At 42.2% G+C, this 17,311-nt stretch carries 15 protein-coding genes and 1 pseudogene; 2 read left to right on the forward strand and 14 right to left on the reverse strand.

The features are described from left to right. Positions 1 to 668 (forward strand): tyrosine-type recombinase/integrase (locus AACT21_RS13550; RefSeq protein WP_094163299.1); only part of this gene is annotated, 668 nt, incomplete at its 5' end. On the opposite strand, the gene AACT21_RS13555 is transcribed toward AACT21_RS13550, so the two are convergent. Beyond that, complete coding sequence (locus AACT21_RS13555) at positions 652 to 1,656, reverse strand: D-alanine--D-alanine ligase (protein ID WP_017045559.1); 1,005 nt, start codon at positions 1,654 to 1,656, stop codon at positions 652 to 654. The two genes, AACT21_RS13550 and AACT21_RS13555, sit on opposite strands and share 17 nt — an antisense overlap. 171 nt (positions 1,657 to 1,827) lie before the next feature. Continuing rightward, complete coding sequence (locus tag AACT21_RS13560; RefSeq protein ID WP_013867790.1) at positions 1,828 to 2,409, reverse strand: SPOR domain-containing protein; 582 nt, start codon at positions 2,407 to 2,409, stop codon at positions 1,828 to 1,830. A 219-nt stretch (positions 2,410 to 2,628) separates the two neighbouring features. On the opposite strand from AACT21_RS13560, the gene AACT21_RS13565 reads away from it, so the two are divergent. Then, a complete protein-coding gene (locus tag AACT21_RS13565; RefSeq protein WP_094163301.1) occupies positions 2,629 to 5,319 on the forward strand; it encodes a bifunctional acetate--CoA ligase family protein/GNAT family N-acetyltransferase in 2,691 nt (896 codons plus the stop codon). A 43-nt stretch (positions 5,320 to 5,362) separates the two neighbouring features. Here AACT21_RS13565 and AACT21_RS13570 read toward each other — a convergent pair whose 3' ends face one another. The 12 genes and pseudogenes from AACT21_RS13570 to AACT21_RS13625 all read right to left on the reverse strand — a co-directional run bounded on the left by AACT21_RS13570 (position 5,363) and on the right by AACT21_RS13625 (position 17,119). Then, positions 5,363 to 6,259, reverse strand: coding sequence for a LysR family transcriptional regulator (locus AACT21_RS13570; RefSeq protein WP_017047920.1), 897 nt, complete (start codon positions 6,257 to 6,259; stop codon positions 5,363 to 5,365). Positions 6,260 to 6,902: 643 nt separating this feature from the next. Next, entirely contained in the window at positions 6,903 to 8,066 is a 1,164-nt protein-coding gene (locus tag AACT21_RS13575) for a hypothetical protein (protein ID WP_094163303.1), read from the reverse strand. 300 nt (positions 8,067 to 8,366) lie between these two features. Next, positions 8,367 to 8,471: pseudogene (locus tag AACT21_RS13580) on the reverse strand (hypothetical protein); the annotation flags it as partial. Between the two features lie 183 nt (positions 8,472 to 8,654). Beyond that, positions 8,655 to 8,810, reverse strand: coding sequence for a YoaH family protein (locus tag AACT21_RS13585; protein ID WP_013867794.1), 156 nt, complete (start codon positions 8,808 to 8,810; stop codon positions 8,655 to 8,657). Between the two features lie 45 nt (positions 8,811 to 8,855). After that, positions 8,856 to 10,046: a conjugal transfer protein TraF gene (locus AACT21_RS13590; RefSeq protein WP_094163305.1), complete on the reverse strand. Its 1,191-nt coding sequence runs from the start codon at positions 10,044 to 10,046 to the stop codon at positions 8,856 to 8,858. Between the two features lie 60 nt (positions 10,047 to 10,106). Further along, positions 10,107 to 10,991 carry a DUF2861 family protein gene (locus tag AACT21_RS13595; RefSeq protein WP_094163307.1) on the reverse strand — a complete coding sequence of 295 codons (885 nt, stop codon included), beginning with the start codon at positions 10,989 to 10,991 and terminating at the stop codon, positions 10,107 to 10,109. Then, positions 10,988 to 11,647 (reverse strand): response regulator transcription factor VxrB, encoded by a 660-nt coding sequence (vxrB, locus tag AACT21_RS13600; RefSeq protein WP_013867797.1) that lies wholly within the window; start codon positions 11,645 to 11,647, stop codon positions 10,988 to 10,990. The genes AACT21_RS13595 and vxrB overlap by 4 nt, the downstream gene beginning before the upstream one ends. Beyond that, entirely contained in the window at positions 11,622 to 13,076 is a 1,455-nt protein-coding gene (vxrA, locus tag AACT21_RS13605; RefSeq protein ID WP_013867798.1) for a sensor histidine kinase VxrA, read from the reverse strand. Before vxrA ends, vxrB begins: the two co-directional genes overlap by 26 nt. A 151-nt stretch (positions 13,077 to 13,227) precedes the next feature. Then, positions 13,228 to 14,604: a Re/Si-specific NAD(P)(+) transhydrogenase subunit beta gene (pntB, locus tag AACT21_RS13610; protein ID WP_017046914.1), complete on the reverse strand. Its 1,377-nt coding sequence runs from the start codon at positions 14,602 to 14,604 to the stop codon at positions 13,228 to 13,230. A gap of 11 nt (positions 14,605 to 14,615) precedes the next feature. Then, positions 14,616 to 16,166, reverse strand: coding sequence for a Re/Si-specific NAD(P)(+) transhydrogenase subunit alpha (locus AACT21_RS13615; protein WP_013867800.1), 1,551 nt, complete (start codon positions 16,164 to 16,166; stop codon positions 14,616 to 14,618). 289 nt (positions 16,167 to 16,455) lie between these two features. Then, complete coding sequence (locus tag AACT21_RS13620) at positions 16,456 to 16,740, reverse strand: HlyU family transcriptional regulator (RefSeq protein ID WP_176430160.1); 285 nt, start codon at positions 16,738 to 16,740, stop codon at positions 16,456 to 16,458. A 10-nt stretch (positions 16,741 to 16,750) separates the two neighbouring features. After that, the gene (locus tag AACT21_RS13625) at positions 16,751 to 17,119 is read right to left on the reverse strand and encodes a late competence development ComFB family protein (protein WP_013867802.1); all 369 of its coding nucleotides are present in this window, start codon (positions 17,117 to 17,119) and stop codon (positions 16,751 to 16,753) included. Positions 17,120 to 17,311 lie beyond the last annotated feature (192 nt).

Here is a 17,311-nt window from a genome sequence, read left to right on the forward strand (position 1 = left end):
TCCATCACCTACTTTCGATGAAAGACCCCACGCAAAACCGACTCACTCAACTTTCTTTGTTTCGTCTTAAAGGAGAGAAAGGTGATGATGCTAAGCAAGCGACACCGTTAACGAAAAAACATTTATTAGCACTAGATATACAACTTATTCATTCACCTAACAAAAAGGATATCCGCGATCTTGCAATCTATTATGTGATGTTTGAGTGTGCTTTGAAACGAAGTGAGCTTAAAAAACTAAGTACAGGACAAGTCTTAACTGTGGATGGGCAAATGAAGATCATCGTGGGAAATGTCGATTATTATCTTTCTGAATCGGCCTCTCTTGCACTTAAAAAGTGGCTACAATTACTCAATAAAGAGTCGAACATTGTGTTTTGTTCAATCGATCGCCATGGCAATATTTCAAATAGATCTTTAAATGATGCATCTATTTTCCGTATCTTACGTCATGCAGGGCAACGTTTAGGCATATTTGAATTGAGGTTTTCAGGCCAATCAACCCGTGTTGGTGCGGCCCAAGAACTGGCTAAACAAGGTTATAAAACTCAAGATATTCAGCAATTTGGACGATGGTTAAGCCCTGCAATGCCAGCTCAATACATTGGTAAGCTCGACATTGCAGAAAGTGAACAGATGAAATTTAAGGTCATTAAACCTTTTGGTTGAGTGACGTTGTCACGCAATTGGCTAGAAATTCATGAAACCTATGCCCATTATGCTCTAACATTTTAGGAAACATTGAAATGGGAGTCATGCCTGGGAAGGTGTTAACTTCATTAAGATAAATGTTTCCCTCTGGGGTTAAAAAGAAATCAATACGTGCAAGGTGCCTAAGCTTCATGTGGGTAAAAACCCTAGCAGCACAATCACTTATCATTTCTAATTGATCTCTGGTTAAATTCTGAGCTTGTACTTCAGTCATCGAATGGCTAGTCGCACTGTATTTTTCTTCATAAGTATAAAATGCGTCTTCTGGTGCGATGATCTCACCCGGCTTAGAAAGATATAAAACACCATCAAGCTGATAAGCGGCAACTTCTAATTCCCTAGGTTTCACTGCTTTTTCAACCAGAACTTGTTCCGAGTAGCTAAAAGCAGCATCGATTGCGCTGTTGAGCTGGGAAACCTCGGTGACTTTGTAACAACCAACAGATGAGCCTTGTCTCGCCGCTTTAATAAACACACTTCCCCATTTTTCCAGAGCCTGCTTACACTGCTGATGCGCTTGTGCATTATTTTCTGAAAGAAAAAGATAAGGTGTATTAGGAATACCCAGCGCATCGTACCAAAGCTTAGATGTAATTTTATTAAAACTGTTAGCACTGGCTTCTGGACCACAACCTAAATATGGGATGCCAGCCAGCTCGAGCATCGATTGAATGTCGCCCGTTTCCCCTGGATAACCATGAATGCAAGGAACCACAAAATCGATATTGACGGCAACACCATTGGTATTCAACGTTGCAGCATTCGTGTCTAAGAAACTCAGATCGCCCTTTTCACTGTACCAACCATCGGGTCGCATTTCGACGCGAATAACTTGAAAACCTTCTGTTTTTTCAAGTTGTGCTTGTAAATAGTTGGCTGACACAAGTGAAACTTCATGTTCTGACGAACCGCCACCACATAATAATAGGATTGTTGTTTGAGTCATTAAAATCTGTCCATGCTGCTGACGAATAAACTATAAATCATGATAATCAATTCAGTGTGAAGTTACACGGTTTTAGCCAAGGAAAACCTTTTTACTGTTGTAACAGGCTAAGTTATAAGCAATAAAGGGGCATAAGCCCCTTTGATCATTTATTCGCGATAAAATCCAGAATCAGTTCAACTTATTGAGTGTCGGAAATTCCGAATTTTTGATGGTATCAATACTTTTGGCAAAAGGTTTCATGGCTTGAAACTCGGTTGGCAGTGTTTTGATTGCTTCAACAGCATCGGCACGAGTTGCGTAGTCACCATAAAGTACGGTGTACCACTTGGTTCCATTCACTACTTTATAATTTTCCCAAATAGGTTGGCCGTCAGAATTGGGCAGTTTACTGGCAAACTGATCAACTTTATTCTGTGATCCAACAGCAACGACCTGAATGGTGTAGCCAAAACGCGGATTCATTGCCGTCTGTTTAGCTGTCGGTGGAATGAGCGCTACTGCGGCTTTGCTTTGAGGGCTCATCTTAACGACTTTTTTCTCTGTATCGTTAGGAGACATCTTCACCACATTCGTTTCGACATTGCTCTCAGAAATTCCAGTAGCCATGCCTTCTTGAGCGACTACTGGTTGCTGAACCGGAGCAACTTTGTACTCTTCACGATGGCTTTCAGAGGTGACATCGGTAATGTATGTATCAGATGCACAGGCAGCCAGAAGCACTGATAAACCGACAATTGTGATTTTTTTCATGAATTGTTCAACGCCTTAAGTAGAAATTACTATAAATCATGCCGATAGCGACGCTCAGAATCAAGCTCGCTTTGTGATTATATACCCTTGTACTGTGATTTATGGCACAAAGTCGCAGTTGTCTCACGACGTAATGATCACAATCAAACCAATATAGTGAACAAGGATAGCATTTGTTCGCTAAGCTAACGGTAATTCGTGAGTGAAAGGTTCATCAACATGAACAATTTAAATCCATTCCTGAAACCAAAATCGATCGCGGTTGTTGGTGCATCAGTACGCTCGCTTCGTGCTGGCAATATCGTGATGAAGAACCTACTTCAAGGAGGCTTCGATGGTGCGATTATGCCTGTCACGCCTTATTATCCATCCGTCTGTGGCGTATTAGCCTACAAAAGTATCGCATCTCTGCCTATCGTCCCTGATATTGCGATTTTATGCACGCACGCAACACGCAACGTCACCTTATTTAAGCAATTGGCAGATAAAGGCATCAGCTCCGTCATCGTACTTTCATCTGATATGTATACTGAAGATGCTCAAGGAGTCGAAATCCAAGCCCAATGTTCTAGCATTGCAAAATCGGCAGGAATGCGCATTTTGGGCCCCAATAGCTTAGGGCTGATCCTACCTTGGTTAAATTTCAACGCTTCGTTTTCTCCTGTCACAGCCTTAAAAGGTAACATTGCCTTTATTTCACAATCTGCAGCGGTTTGTACCACGATTTTAGATTGGGCAAATGACAAAGAGATCGGATTTTCAGCATTTATTTCTCTTGGTAATGCCAGCGACATCGATTTCTCTGACTTGCTTGATTGCCTGAGCACGGATAGACACACCCAAGCCATTTTGCTTTATGTTGATACGATTAAGGATGCTCGCCGTTTTATGTCGGCAGCGCGTGCCGCGTCACGTAACCGGCGAATCTTAGTATTAAAAGGAGGAAGAACGCTTGCTGGACGTAAAGCGGCGCAAGCACATACTGGTGGAGACAATACACTCGACATTATTTATGACTCCGCAATTCAACGCACGGGTATGTTACGGGTGAATAATACCCATGAACTCTTTGCCGCTGTTGAGACACTCACTCACTCCGTTCCATTACGAGGTGAACGTCTTGCTATTATTACCAATGGTGGCGGGCCAGCTATTATGGCCGTCGATACCTTGTTAGATCGAGGCGGAAAACTTGCCGATCTTGAAGAGTCTACTTATCAAAAACTAAATCAGTGCCTGCCTAAAAGTTGGTCTCACAGTAATCCGGTCGATATGGTGGGTGATGCGGATCATACTCGCTACGTTAATACACTAAATGTGCTGCTAGATAGTGATAAAACCGATGCCATTCTCATTATGCACAGCCCATCTGCGATTGCGCAGTCTGAGCAAACCGCTCAAGCGGTGGTCGACGCGATTAAAGCGCACCCTCGCCATAAACGTTTTAACATCCTAACCAATTGGTCAGGTGAACTTACCGCGCGCCCGGCTAGACAAATATTTACCCAAGCGGGCATTCCAACCTATCGAACGCCAGAAAGTGCAGTAGTGGCATTCATGCACTTAGTCGAGTACCGTCGAAATCAAAAGCAACTAATGGAAACGCCGACGACCGCAGAACCCGTTCACGTGTCAGAAATACACAGCGCGCAGCAATGGATAGCGGAGCAACTGGATATACACCCTACCCGCCACCTTGATACACACCAAATAGGCAAGCTATTTAAATGTTTTAATTTTAACGTATTACCAACTTGGATAGCTTCTGATGCCAGTGAAGCGGTACATATTGCCGAGCAAATTGGTTACCCAGTCGTGGTGAAATTGCGTTCGCCCGATATTACGCATAAATCAGATGTGCAAGGCGTGATGCTCAATCTACGCAACCGCCACGAAGTGGCAAGCGCAGCACAAGCGATATTGGATCGCACGCAGATCTCGTATCCTTCCGCTAATGTTCATGGGTTATTGGTTCAGGCAATGGCAAAGCTCGCTGGCGGTGAAGAGCTCAGGATCAAAGTGATCACTGATACAACCTTTGGCCCGGTCATTTTACTGGGACAAGGTGGTTCAGAATGGGATGAATCAATCGATGCCGCCGCCGCACTCCCCCCACTGAATATGACGCTCGCTCGTTATCTGATTGTCAGAGCAATACGCAGCGGGAAAATTCGGCTGCAAAAACTACCAGAGCCAATGAATATTGATGGGTTATCTGAGTTTTTAGTTCGTATCTCGCAGATGATTATTGAATGTCCACAAATAGATGAATTAGATATTCACCCGGTTTTAGCCAATGGCAATCAATTCACCATATTGGATGCCAACTTAGTCCTAAAAGATTACCAAGGCGACGGACAAAGTAGATTAGCTATCCGCCCCTATCCAAGTGAGTTTGAAGAAAGTGTGATCCTGAAGGACAACTCGGCCATTACCTTACGCCCAATCTTGCCAGAGGATGAGCCGCAACATGCAGAGTTTATCCGTAACGTATCAAAGGAAGATTTATACAAACGCTTTTTTTCGGATGTCGGTGAGTTTAACCATGAAGCCTTAGCCAATTTCACTCAAATTGACTATGACCGAGAAATGGCTTTTGTCGCAGTGGATCATACCAATGATCAAGAGAGTATTATTGGCGTTTCACGAGCACTCATTAACCCTGAGAATAGCGATGCTGAGTTCGCCATCTTGATCCGTTCGGATTTAAAAGGAAAAGGTTTAGGTAAAATCTTGCTGCAAAAAATCATCGACTATTGTCGCTTGAAAGGAACCTTACAAATTTCCGGCATGACCATGCCAACCAACCGAGGCATGTTGACGCTAGCGCAAAAATTAGGTTTTGAGATTGAAGTGCATTTCGAAGATGGGACGGCAGATATGGTTTTGATCTTAAATAAACCAGAATAAAGCCGTAGCGATCAGGTTTGATCACTGCGATCCGCCCAAAATTTTAACTTAGCGTCCAGTTTTTCTTGAGGTATTGCACACACCACGACTTTGCTTCGCCCATTTTATTACGCCGCCATGCCATAATGATCTGCATCGATTTTTCTTCAGATCCGCTGATTGCTTTCAGTTTACCTGCGGCGATCAATGGTTCTGCTATCTGTTTTGGTAATGTGCCAATACCTAACCCTTCCACTAACGCGGCACATTTTGCACTGAAATTAGTTACCGTCAGACGCGGTTGTTTTTGCAAAATATTCACGCTCATTGCAGGCTGGTCACGCGCGGTATCGGCAATCGCAATCACTCGATACTTTTGCCTTGCTTCTTCATCAAATGCACCGCTTCGTTTGTGCACGTAATGCGAGCTGGCCGCTACCCAAACCATTGACATAGTTCCTATGGTTTCTGCTTTTACATCTTGTGGTAACGTATCGATACGTGGGCAAATCAGCAAATCGGCTCGATCGGTTGAAAGCGACTCCCAACACCCCGCTAAAATTTCTTCTTGAAGACGGATTCGTGTTTTACTGACATTACCTAACGCTTCAACCATTGGGAAAAAATTATGAATAGGGATAATACCGTCAAATGCGACCGTCAAATCCAGTTCCCAACCATTCGCTAACAAGGTTGCGTCATTCACCAATTTTTCTGTCGCCGATAAAATGGCTCTACCCCGCTCAAGAATGAGCAAGCCGGCTTCAGTAAACGTCGCTTTATGCCCTGAACGGTCAAAAATAGTGATATCTAAATCTTGTTCCAATTTTTGGATCTGATAACTCAGCGATGATGGTGCACGGCTTAGCTCATTTGCCGCCGCAGCAAAGCTGCCTCGTCTATCAATCGCATCTAAAATATGAAGCGCTTCTAAGGTAATTGGACTTTGCAAAATAGACATCCTTTGGTGAAATTGCAGTGAGTATGCAATAACGAGTATGCCTTATTTATCATCGTTGTGGTATCTCTGACGGGATGGAAAATAGACGAGGGGAACTGGTTTGGAACCAAAAATCGTAGAAATAACAAAGCCAGTTTAATACTGGCTTTGAGACACATTCATTTAAAAAGGGGTAGAAAAGTTATCAATGAGTGAGTCTATTTCTTATTTTCTGACATCTCTTTCTTAACCATGACCGCTGCAGCCACGATAAAAACGATGATTAATCCAAGCTCCATGTAAAACCTCGATAAGTGTGTAAAATTAAAGGCTAAAATATAAACAACGCGATTCTAGCAGACTGGAAAAATATAGACAGCTTTTAACGTATTGCTAACGTTTTTAGCGACTCAGTTCAAAAAGAGCGTGAATACAGAAAAATGGTAATTTTCATCACATCCGTAACTCTAGATTGTTATATTCTCTTCCTACTTGAAGCTACAGCGGTGTTTAACAACGCACCGCCGAACTCAAAAACCCACTGTAAACACTTGCGCTAAAGCCGCCACGCGTTGGCAGTCCCTCTTGAATGCATGAATGTGTATATGTGTTTCAGATGCCACAACCCATTTTTATTTCGACCGACCTAATTGACCGTTCTGAACTAGATGTTACGTGCAATGGCCACTAGCTCGTCTCGGCAAATTTGCAACCAATATTTGAGAGTCTCTTGCAGCATTCTTACCTGATCACCGATGCGGTTGACTTCTTTCAGCTCCTCGTCGGTGAGAGGTCGAGAAGGTAAATTCTCTGATAATGCAGTGAAGTAGTCTACCTGCATTCCACTAGAAGAATGGAAATTCATACCAAAACCGATAACTGGATTCTCACTAGGATCGAAGTAATAGTTCCACATAGCAAGATCCTCGTTAATGTATTCAATGGTATTTTTACCGTACTTTTCGTTCATAAAGGTATCAATATCAGACAGGCTACCAGTAAGAAACATATTATATTCGTCGCTGGAGATTTCCACAGATGAATCAGTCAGCACACTAGAGAGTAATGCCATACGCATAATTGGAGAGACATCGCCTATGCCATTAGTCCAGTTAGAATACCATTCACTAGCAGTACCCCAATTATTCTGAAATTGCGTTACTAAAGCCCCGGGGCAACCAGAATTATTTTTCATAGAATCAGTAATTGTATAAGCAAAACTGTCCTTGGGTGCCTGGGCATGAATTTTGTTAAAAAGTCCAGGAAGGTCAGCAACAAATTCATTTTGATCATAGTTTTCATGAGAACCATGCATCCCTGAACCACCACACTCCATAAAACGTTGAAGGGCATCTTTTTCATCCGCTGTTAAATTGTAATCGTCAATGTGGATCAATACATCCATAAGCACTAGTTGAAAAGCGTCTTCTAACGCATACCCTGTTAATGGTGATGTTTTTGATATGTCTTCCCACATCGCTTCCATGGAATCTACAAATACACCTAAGCCCATAGCTTGCTGCTGTATCGCTTCAAGTCGAGCACTGCATGCTTCGATACCAGCCGCTAGTGTCAATGCAATAGCATCCTCAGGATTACTACCCACCATAGACTGGACAACTTGTTTTTGATGAGCCGCTACCATAGCCAGTACTTCAGAATCTGCTGATTGCTCATCGACTGATGCAATGGCAGGATCGATTTTTTCAAGGTCTTTTTGGGCTTTCTTAATCGTTGCAAGGTAAGCCTCGACGTTTTGGGGACCCACTTGAGGAGCGTTTTGCTCAATGCCGCTGAGTTGAGCATTACTTATGTTATTGGTTATCATTCCGAGATTCCTAGACTAGATTTCATTCACTTAACAATATAATCATCAGTAAAAGCAGACAATAGACGACTCATAATCCCAGAAAAATCCTACATAAAATGGCTTTGTTTCCTAAATCATGGAACTAAATTATCAACCTACGATCTGATCAGCTAAGTTCACTTAAATACTTTAGACCAATGGCCAAGTTTCGCTACAAAACCTGTTAAACAGAACATCGCTGAAAGCACCTAAAATCGAGAATATACGCTACCCACTTGCTCGTTGGTGAGCATTTGGATGATATCCCGGCGAAGTCTGGTAGAACACCGGCCTTCGGTACTTAGGTGCAAAAACCACATGATATTTACAATTCCATCGCGTGTGCGCTAAGCTTTCTTCGTCCCAATTGGGACCCCCTTTCAATTCTTAATTAACTCTTACAGTTGCCAGACCACAAGACGTTTTTATCAAATTGAAAGGGGTTATAACTGACTTATAGCCGTAAGCTTTACGGAACCCCCAGCCTAGCAGGGGGTTTTCTCGATACAAAAAAGCGTCCACTAATGAGTGAACGCTCTTATGCAATGGAAATAGTTAGGTTGAGAATTAATTCGTTTTATCTGCAGATTTTTCTGCTCTAATTTGGGATGCAACGATTTTTATGGCTTCTGCGGTACTGATACCTTGAGCCATTAGTTGTTGAATTTTCTCAACAGCTTCTTGCTGTTCTTGGTGAGATAAAGTTGGAATATCATCAAACATTTAAAAAGGCTCCGGTTGATTAGGAGCCTGACTATAGAGATCGAGTTAATAACTAGCAAGGAAATTTATGTAAGCTCCCATCGCATTATCGTTTGTATAGCTAGCTCCAATGTCCAGTTGGAAGAGATTGAGAGGTGAGATCCCTACCCCTGCTGTGATTGTTCCATCAACATTATCGTATGCTAAGTTCTTCTTATATCCTGCTCTTAATTTTAACTGACGCATGATATCGATTTCACCACCTACTCGAATCATCTGTGTATTGTCATTAAAATTCGTGTAGCGCTCTTCTTCATTAAGATCATAATCCACGCTTAATGTGGCATAGTCTGCAACAATGCCTACGCCTACTGTATAAAGTGGCCTCATTTGGTATGCGTAGCCAATATTGATGTCTCGTGTTTTACCGAATTGGCTCTTAAGACTCTTAGTGTAAGATTGAGTTTGAATGTCTCTCTTGACTAAATTGGTTGCGGAAAATCCAACTCTTAAAGGCCCATAAAACCACAATGCGCCGGCATCAAGGTTGAACATGGTTTCACCTTGGCCATTATCTCGTGCATCTTTGATATCGTAATCGGTTACGCTTGCTGAATATACATAGGTGTAGATGCGTTGAAGTTTAGGTGTTACACCAAAGGCAATATGTTGGCCTAAAAATGTTTGGTACTTGGCTAGCGAGAAACCCACTTCTGTTACCCCAACGGAAACAGCGTTCACTGCGCTGAGCTCTGCGTTTTCGACAGTTTGTAGCTCAGGAGTTAATGACGCAGTATTTTCGCCGCTGTAAATATCAGGAGTGACAAACGTTTCGGTATAGGCTTTGGCGAATAAATTAGCCGCTATAAATTGGTTAGGAATGGCAAAGGCGACAACACCGCCAATTTCGGCTTTTAGTTTATCATTTTGTAAATTATCTAAACTTTTCTGCAGCTGTTCAGTATTTGTGTAATCTTTTTTTTCTATGAAGCTTGAAATGCTGTCTAAATCATCGACCATGTGGTCTTCATCATTATAAGAAATCCCGAAACTGGGAACGATCATACCTAGGTCATCGTTACGACGATAAATAGCCACAAGTGCAGGGTTATAAAATGGAGCAGTGAGAAAGTTCGCCGATACAACCCCTACACCACCCATCGCATCCCCTCGCGCCTCTATTGCATAATTGGCTGCGAAGCTGAAAGAGGGTGTAAGTACGACTGCAAGTGGGAGTATTTTAATGAAATTTTTCATAATGTTATAAACGTGTCGTTTCCTTTGTGTCTATAACGGCACATTGTCTATTATCTTTAATTATTCATCTACTGAAACATCGTAGGTTTTACTGATTACTTGAGATTGCTCAATGATAATCGGCCCTTGCCAACGTTGTTGAGTCATTGATACCGCTAGTACATAACGGTCTGCAGCTAAATTAGTGATTTCAAGTTCATTAGGATACTCAGACTCGTAGCGTTGACTCCATATTTCAGAGTATTTTCCATCGATATAATCATACAGCGATACATTGAGTTCAGGTAAAGGACAATATGGATTAAGTAGCGCTTTTTTTTCAATTTGCCATTGATCTTTTGAAGCCCAACGTACAATTTGCTTTGCTTTGGGTTCACCAAGCACAATCCATGCGCTCCAAGATTGCTGATCTTTGGCTGTTATATCAAGACGGTATAAACCCATTGTAATTTTACTATTGAGATTATAACGCTTTAAGTAATGTGCCGTTCCAGTGACGCTGTCACTCGAAGTGGTCGTTAATACACTATCGGTTGATAAACTTTTATCGACCCACTGCGCCAGTCTAATATCAGCAAGTGGTTTTTCAGCGTCCACTTCTATATCAACATGAAATGCATCTCTTCCTGGGCTCTGGATCTCTTGCCTATTAATGGTGATTGATTTAAGCCATTCGGGGAGTGGTTTTTTGTCTAAACTTTTACCGCAATCAACGGTTAATGATTGTAATAATAATTCATTGAGATGGCTCTGAATGTTTTTGTTATGTTCAAGCTGCCACACTTCGACAAGTGAGTTAAACATTGCTTCTAAATTATTATTTAAAAGATTCTGATGCGCTTGGGTAAGCGGTGTGATTTGATCAAACCACTCAACATTTTGTGCTTTGGTAGGAATAGTCACAAATGCTATGCCTACCAATAGTAAACGAGATTTCTGCATCACGCTTTCATCTTGTATCCAACACCGCGCAAGGTTTCAATCTCTAAGCCTGGAAGTTTTTGGCGCAATTGCAACACGTGGGTATCTACGGTTCTTGTCGTTGGAAAGTGGTTATAACCCCATACATGATCAAGCAATTCGTCACGCGTAAACACTCTCCCGAGATTGCTTGCTAAAAATAAGAGTAAGTCAAATTCAGTACGCGTTAAGGTAATTGAATCTTCTTTAAAAAAAACTTCTCTTGTGGCTTTATCAATAACAAGATTGGGTGTAACCACTTTCGTGTCATCCTGCCCTTCTGATTCTGGTGAACGAAGCTGGGCTCGAATTCGTGCAAATAATTCAGCCTCGGCAAAAGGCTTGGTTAAGTAATCATTTGCCCCCGCGTCCAATCCGGCCACTTTGTCTTTGACCGTAACAAGTGCGGTTAAAAGAATTACTGGCAACTCTTTTATTTTACGCCATTCTGGCAAATGCTGAACAGAATCGCCATCGGGTAATTGGCGATCGAGGATGACTAAGTCTGCACTGTCCCAATGCTGTTTAACATCTGCAATAGTTTCTGCATGTAAACAGTCATACCCTGCTTGTTCAAGGCTTACTAATAAGCCATCGGCAAGGTTTTTATCATCTTCAACGAGAAGCAATGTCTGTTTCACAGGGGATCTCCAATATAAATGTGGTTGGCGGTCCTGCGAGTGTCATCTTACCACCCATCCGACCTACCATTGATTCTACAATAGTCAAACCTAAACCTAAGCCACTTTTGCTGACAAAAGGTTTACGTAAATTTCTCCAATCTCGATGATTTAACAGACCTTGATCTGTAACTTTGATCGTGATTGAATTTTGTTTAGTTGTTACCTCTAACGTAACTGGAGCAACACCGTATTTTACTGCGTTTCTAATTAAGTTATCGATGCATGTCCCAAGCCAATAAACATTCAGCTTAGCTGCAATATCTTTGTTTATAACAAGATCTATGCTTTCACGAAACTCTTCTTCCACTTTGTATTGTAACCATTCTTCAACGGAAGGTACCCAGTCTGTTGCAAGCGGCCTGCTCTCTGACTGTAAATAATCCTTACTGGCTTCGGCCAGTTGCCGTAAACGTCTGGAATCTTCGCATAGGCGTCTAAACTCATCGTAAACAGTTGATGGTAACCTTTCAAATTCGCGCCTAAATCCTTCAACGGTTAGCGATAGACTTGCAATGGGTGTTCTGAGCTCGTGAGTAAGAATCTGCAGCACCAACATACGACTTTTCATTTCCTGTCGTTTTGAATTCCAACGATAAAGGGACCAGCCTAATACAAGTATTATGTTAGCTAGGACAAGAATTACCATACTTATCCGTAACACGTTGGAATGATCTTCAACATTCCAACAAATGTTGCCTCTTTGAATAAAACAGGTCGAATTTTCCGAGGCCATGCTATAGCTGAGTCCTGCTTTACTCGCGTTGTCTAACCATACGTCTTCGTTAAAAACGTAATACATATCCCCTTTTCTCAGCCAAAGATCGCTGTTCTCTACAAACATGGTTGCACCTGATATAAGTGCTAAGATCGTATCTTCATTCATGTTTTGGATGCGGCCAAGCAAAGAATCCACACTTGCTTTGGTGCGCTCTCGTATGTGCATATATTGTTGCAACTCTACAAATTTCTCAGGGTATTTTTTCACATAACGAGCCGCATATGTTCCACCTCCCGGGTGAATCAAAGCGCTTCTCGCAAACCATTTCGACGGTAATTGAGATCCTTTACAGATAGCTCTCGTGAAGACTAATGGCTCTGTTATGAGTGGGCTCAGCGGCAACTTACCTGTACAGCTTTGAGATAATTTGTATAACAACTGTAGATCTTTTAAAGGGTATTCAGCCGTTTGCGGTAACATTGATTCGGGAGTCAATAAGCGAGTTGGATAATCAACCTGCAAAGTACGGATATCATAACTTACATCAGCGGTACTATAATCAAAAAGCGACGCAAAAAGGTCGATGCGTTCTGGCAACGAATCGGCATAGGTTTGAATAGGTATTAGAACTAAAATAGCCCAAAAGTAGGTCTTAATCGCTTTAAACAAGTTTTATTTTCATTAATGGTTTAGATTAAAAACTATATAACATTATTAACTAATAATACATTGCACGTGTTATATCCATGTCAATAATGATTGCTCAAAAACAGAAGAAGCCAGCATTTTGCTGGCTTCTTCATTATCCTAATCGTAGATGCTATAACGCTTTTGAGATGGCGTCTACACTCTCTTTTGCATCACCAAAAAGCATATAGGTATTATCTTTAAAGAAAAGAGGGTTTTGTACACCTGCGTAGCCAGTATTCATTGAACGCTTGAATACAATGACATTTTGCGCTTTCCATACTTCCAACACTGGCATTCCGGCGATCGGACTGTTCGGATCTTCTAATGCTGCTGGGTTTACTGTGTCATTTGCACCGATCACCAAAACCGTATCCGTTTCAGTAAAATCATCGTTTATTTCGTCCATTTCTAACACAATGTCATAAGGCACTTTTGCTTCAGCAAGCAGTACGTTCATATGGCCAGGCAAACGTCCCGCTACTGGGTGAATACCAAAGCGAACTTTAATGCCTTGTGCACGTAACTTCTCCGTGATTTCGTGAACAGGATACTGTGCTTGAGCTACTGCCATGCCATACCCTGGAGTGATGATCACTGACTTAGAGTTTTTCAGCATTTCGGCTACTTCTTCAGCGTTTATTTCACGGTGTTCACCGTATTCAACGTCTGCGCTGATAGCCACATCTTGACCAAAGCCCCCGGCAATCACACTAACAAAAGAGCGGTTCATCGCTTTACACATAATGTAAGAAAGAATGGCACCTGAAGAACCAACCAGTGCTCCGGTTACGATCAGCAAATCATTCGCTAACATAAAGCCAGCCGCTGCCGCTGCCCAACCTGAATAGGAGTTAAGCATCGATACCACAACGGGCATGTCTGCACCACCAATCGAAGCCACCAAATGGTAGCCAAACGCGAACGCTATCAGAGTCATAATAATCAATGCAAACATGCTGCCACCATTATTAACAAAGTAAATCATTAATAATGTGGAGACAACAATGGCCGCGAGGTTGAGCTTATGCTTATGAGGGAGATTGAGCGACGACGACGAAATGATTCCACGCAGTTTACCAAAGGCGACGATAGATCCTGTAAAGGTGACGGCACCAATAAATACCCCAATGAACACTTCAACCAAATGAATCACGTGTTCAGCGTGATCGAGTACAATTGGCGCATCGATATAGCTGTTATAACCCACTAATACCGCAGCCATGCCCACAAAACTGTGGAGAATAGCCACAAGTTCGGGCATTTCGGTCATTTCTACTTTTTTAGCATAATGAATACCGATACCGCCCCCAATTACCATCGCCAGCAATACCCAAGCTAAGCCCTGCGCATCTGGACGAAAAATAGTGGCGATGAGTGCGATAGCCATACCCGCTATACCATAGTAGTTACCAGCTCTTGCTGATTCCTGCTTTGATAATCCAGCAAGGCTCATGATGAAGAAGATAGCAGCAATAATATATGCGGCTTGTACTAATCCTGCAGACATATATTACTCCCTTAGTCTTTACGGAACATTTCAAGCATACGTTTGGTGACTGTAAAACCACCAAAGATGTTAATGCTTGCAATTAAAACAGCGATAAACGCGAGGAAAGTGACCACACCACTCCCTTGACCTATCTGCAATAAAGCTCCGACCACAATAATGCCGGAAATTGCATTGGTAACGGACATCAAAGGAGTATGTAAAGCATGAGTAACATTCCAAACGACGTAGTAACCCACAACACACGCTAAAACAAAAACGGTGAAATGGCTTAAAAAAGCCGCAGGTGCAACCGATGCGATCCAAGCAAAAGCGCCAACGGCAGCAACTAAGCCAGTAATTTTTTTCGTCGCAGAAACGGGTTCTTGTTTTTTGGGTTCAGGTCTAGTTGGTGCGGTCTTGACTTGCGGTTGAGCAGAGACTTGGATCGGTGGTGCTGGCCACGTTATTTCGCCTTCTTTCACGACCGTCACACCACGTAAAACAACGTCTTCAAAGTCAATATTGATGGATCCATCTTTTTCCTTGCATAACAATTTCAGCAAGTTAACGATGTTTGTTGAATATAATTGAGAGGATTGTGTTGGTAAGCGGCCAACCATATCAGTATAACCGACCACTTTCACACCATTGGCGGTTGTAATCACCTGATCGGCAACCGTGTATTCACAGTTCCCTCCGTTTGCAGCTGCAAGATCGACGATCACGCTACCAGCGCTCATACTGTCGACCATCTCTTTGGTGATCAGCTTAGGGGCTGGACGTCCAGGGATCAAAGCCGTCGTGATAATGATGTCGACATCTTTAGCTTGCGCTGCATACAGTTCAGCGGCCTTTTTATTAAAGTCGTCAGACATCTCTTTGGCGTAACCATCGCCTGAACCAGCCGTTTCTTGGAAATCGACTTCCAAAAACTCTGCACCCATTGATTGAACTTGTTCTTTTACTTCTGGGCGAACATCAAAAGCTCGTACAATTGCCCCCAAACTTCCTGCGGCACCGATAGCAGCGAGGCCAGCAACGCCAGCTCCAGCAACCAGTACTTTTGCCGGCGGGACTTTGCCCGCTGCGGTAATTTGCCCTGTAAAGAAGCGGCCAAATTCATGTGCAGCTTCAACAACAGCGCGGTAGCCAGCAATGTTAGCCATTGATGACAAAGCGTCTAAAGCTTGTGCTCTGGATATTCTCGGCACTGAGTCCATCGCCAGCACGTTGATTTTTTTACTTGATAACTGTTCCATCAATTCTGGGTTTTGTGCAGGCCAGATAAAACTGATTAGGCTTGCCCCTTCTTTGATCAAAGCAACCTCATCAATCGATTGTTTTTCATCAACAATCGGCGCATTGACCTTCAAGATAATGTCTGAATTCCAAACATCTTGTGTCGAAACAATCGTGGCACCAGCCGCCTCAAAAGCCGCATCATCAAAACTGGCTAAAACCCCAGCTTGAGTTTCAATGGAGACGTCGAAGCCTAGTTTGATTAATTGCGCTACCGAACTCGGTGAAGCTGCAACCCGTGTTTCACCCGTAAGGGTCTCTTTTGGTACACCAATTTGCATAGTTATTCCTTGACTATTGGCACAATGATTATTCTGTTTTTATCTAACCACCAGCATAACTGCAAGCAGTTTGTAATAAAAATACAAAATGCTATTACATATAAGGTTAAGTAATGAGTGATTGTCATAGGTGAAAGACAAAAACACAACGACATCCAAACAAAGCAGAGGTCGAACCACTTATCACAAAGCTCTATAAAAACAGGATATTAGCCATGTATTTTACTCAATGAATAAGGGTATCGACTAATGAGGATATTCATTATGATTTTTATCAAGTTGGACGATGTTAGGAAAAGATTTTCTCGCCCATCTGATCGATGAGCATTTTTGCTTTTTTAAGCATAAGCTCATCAGCGTCGCTTTTACTAGCTACGACATCGGAGCGGATAAAACGGTGAGTACATATTTCACCATTAACATCTTTACTAATTTTACCAGCGACACGATATTGCCCTGATTCAGACATTGCATCTTGGTAAATTAAAAAACCTTTATATTCAATGGGATCTAAAAGCTTCATTTTTGAGTCATTGCCTGCCCCTTGATTAAATAAACGAGAAAAAAATCCCACAAGAGCTCCTTTAAGACTTGTTTGTTTCAATAATCGGCTTCTCGAACCACTCTAGTTCTAAGTTATCGTCAAAGCGCAATTGGCCTAGAATGATAGGAATATCATCTTCTCTGTGTCTACGTCGATCATTAACGATCATGCTTTCCGCCGATTCAACGGCAACTTGTGCATTCTCTTTAAGTATGACCAATTTTTCTTCAGGTAGCGCAGAGAGAAAATCTATGTCGTATCGAATATAGATCGGTCTCAATTGAGCAAGGGATAAGCATGCGAGATCGGCAAGCTGCTCATTATCATAGTGATTTACATACTTATCTTCAGCCAATACGCGTCCGACAAGTGTTTCCATGTAATTATGTACATCAACACTGATTTGCATCCTTACACTCCTTCCTCTTCGTACTAATCAAAATATTTAGATAGAACTTAGCAGTAACAACTTAGCGTACCTTGGTGATTTTATACAACTTTTAGATGCGTTGTCGTCTAAACTTTGTTCAAGTGCTCGCTTTCATTTAGTAAGTCTAGCAAAAAGCTTGGCAATCTATTAAATAAAAGTATGCTATGGGCC

The sequence above is a fragment of the Vibrio sp. V08_P9A1T1 genome (assembly GCF_963874405.1).
Lineage (GTDB): Bacteria > Pseudomonadota > Gammaproteobacteria > Enterobacterales > Vibrionaceae > Vibrio > Vibrio anguillarum.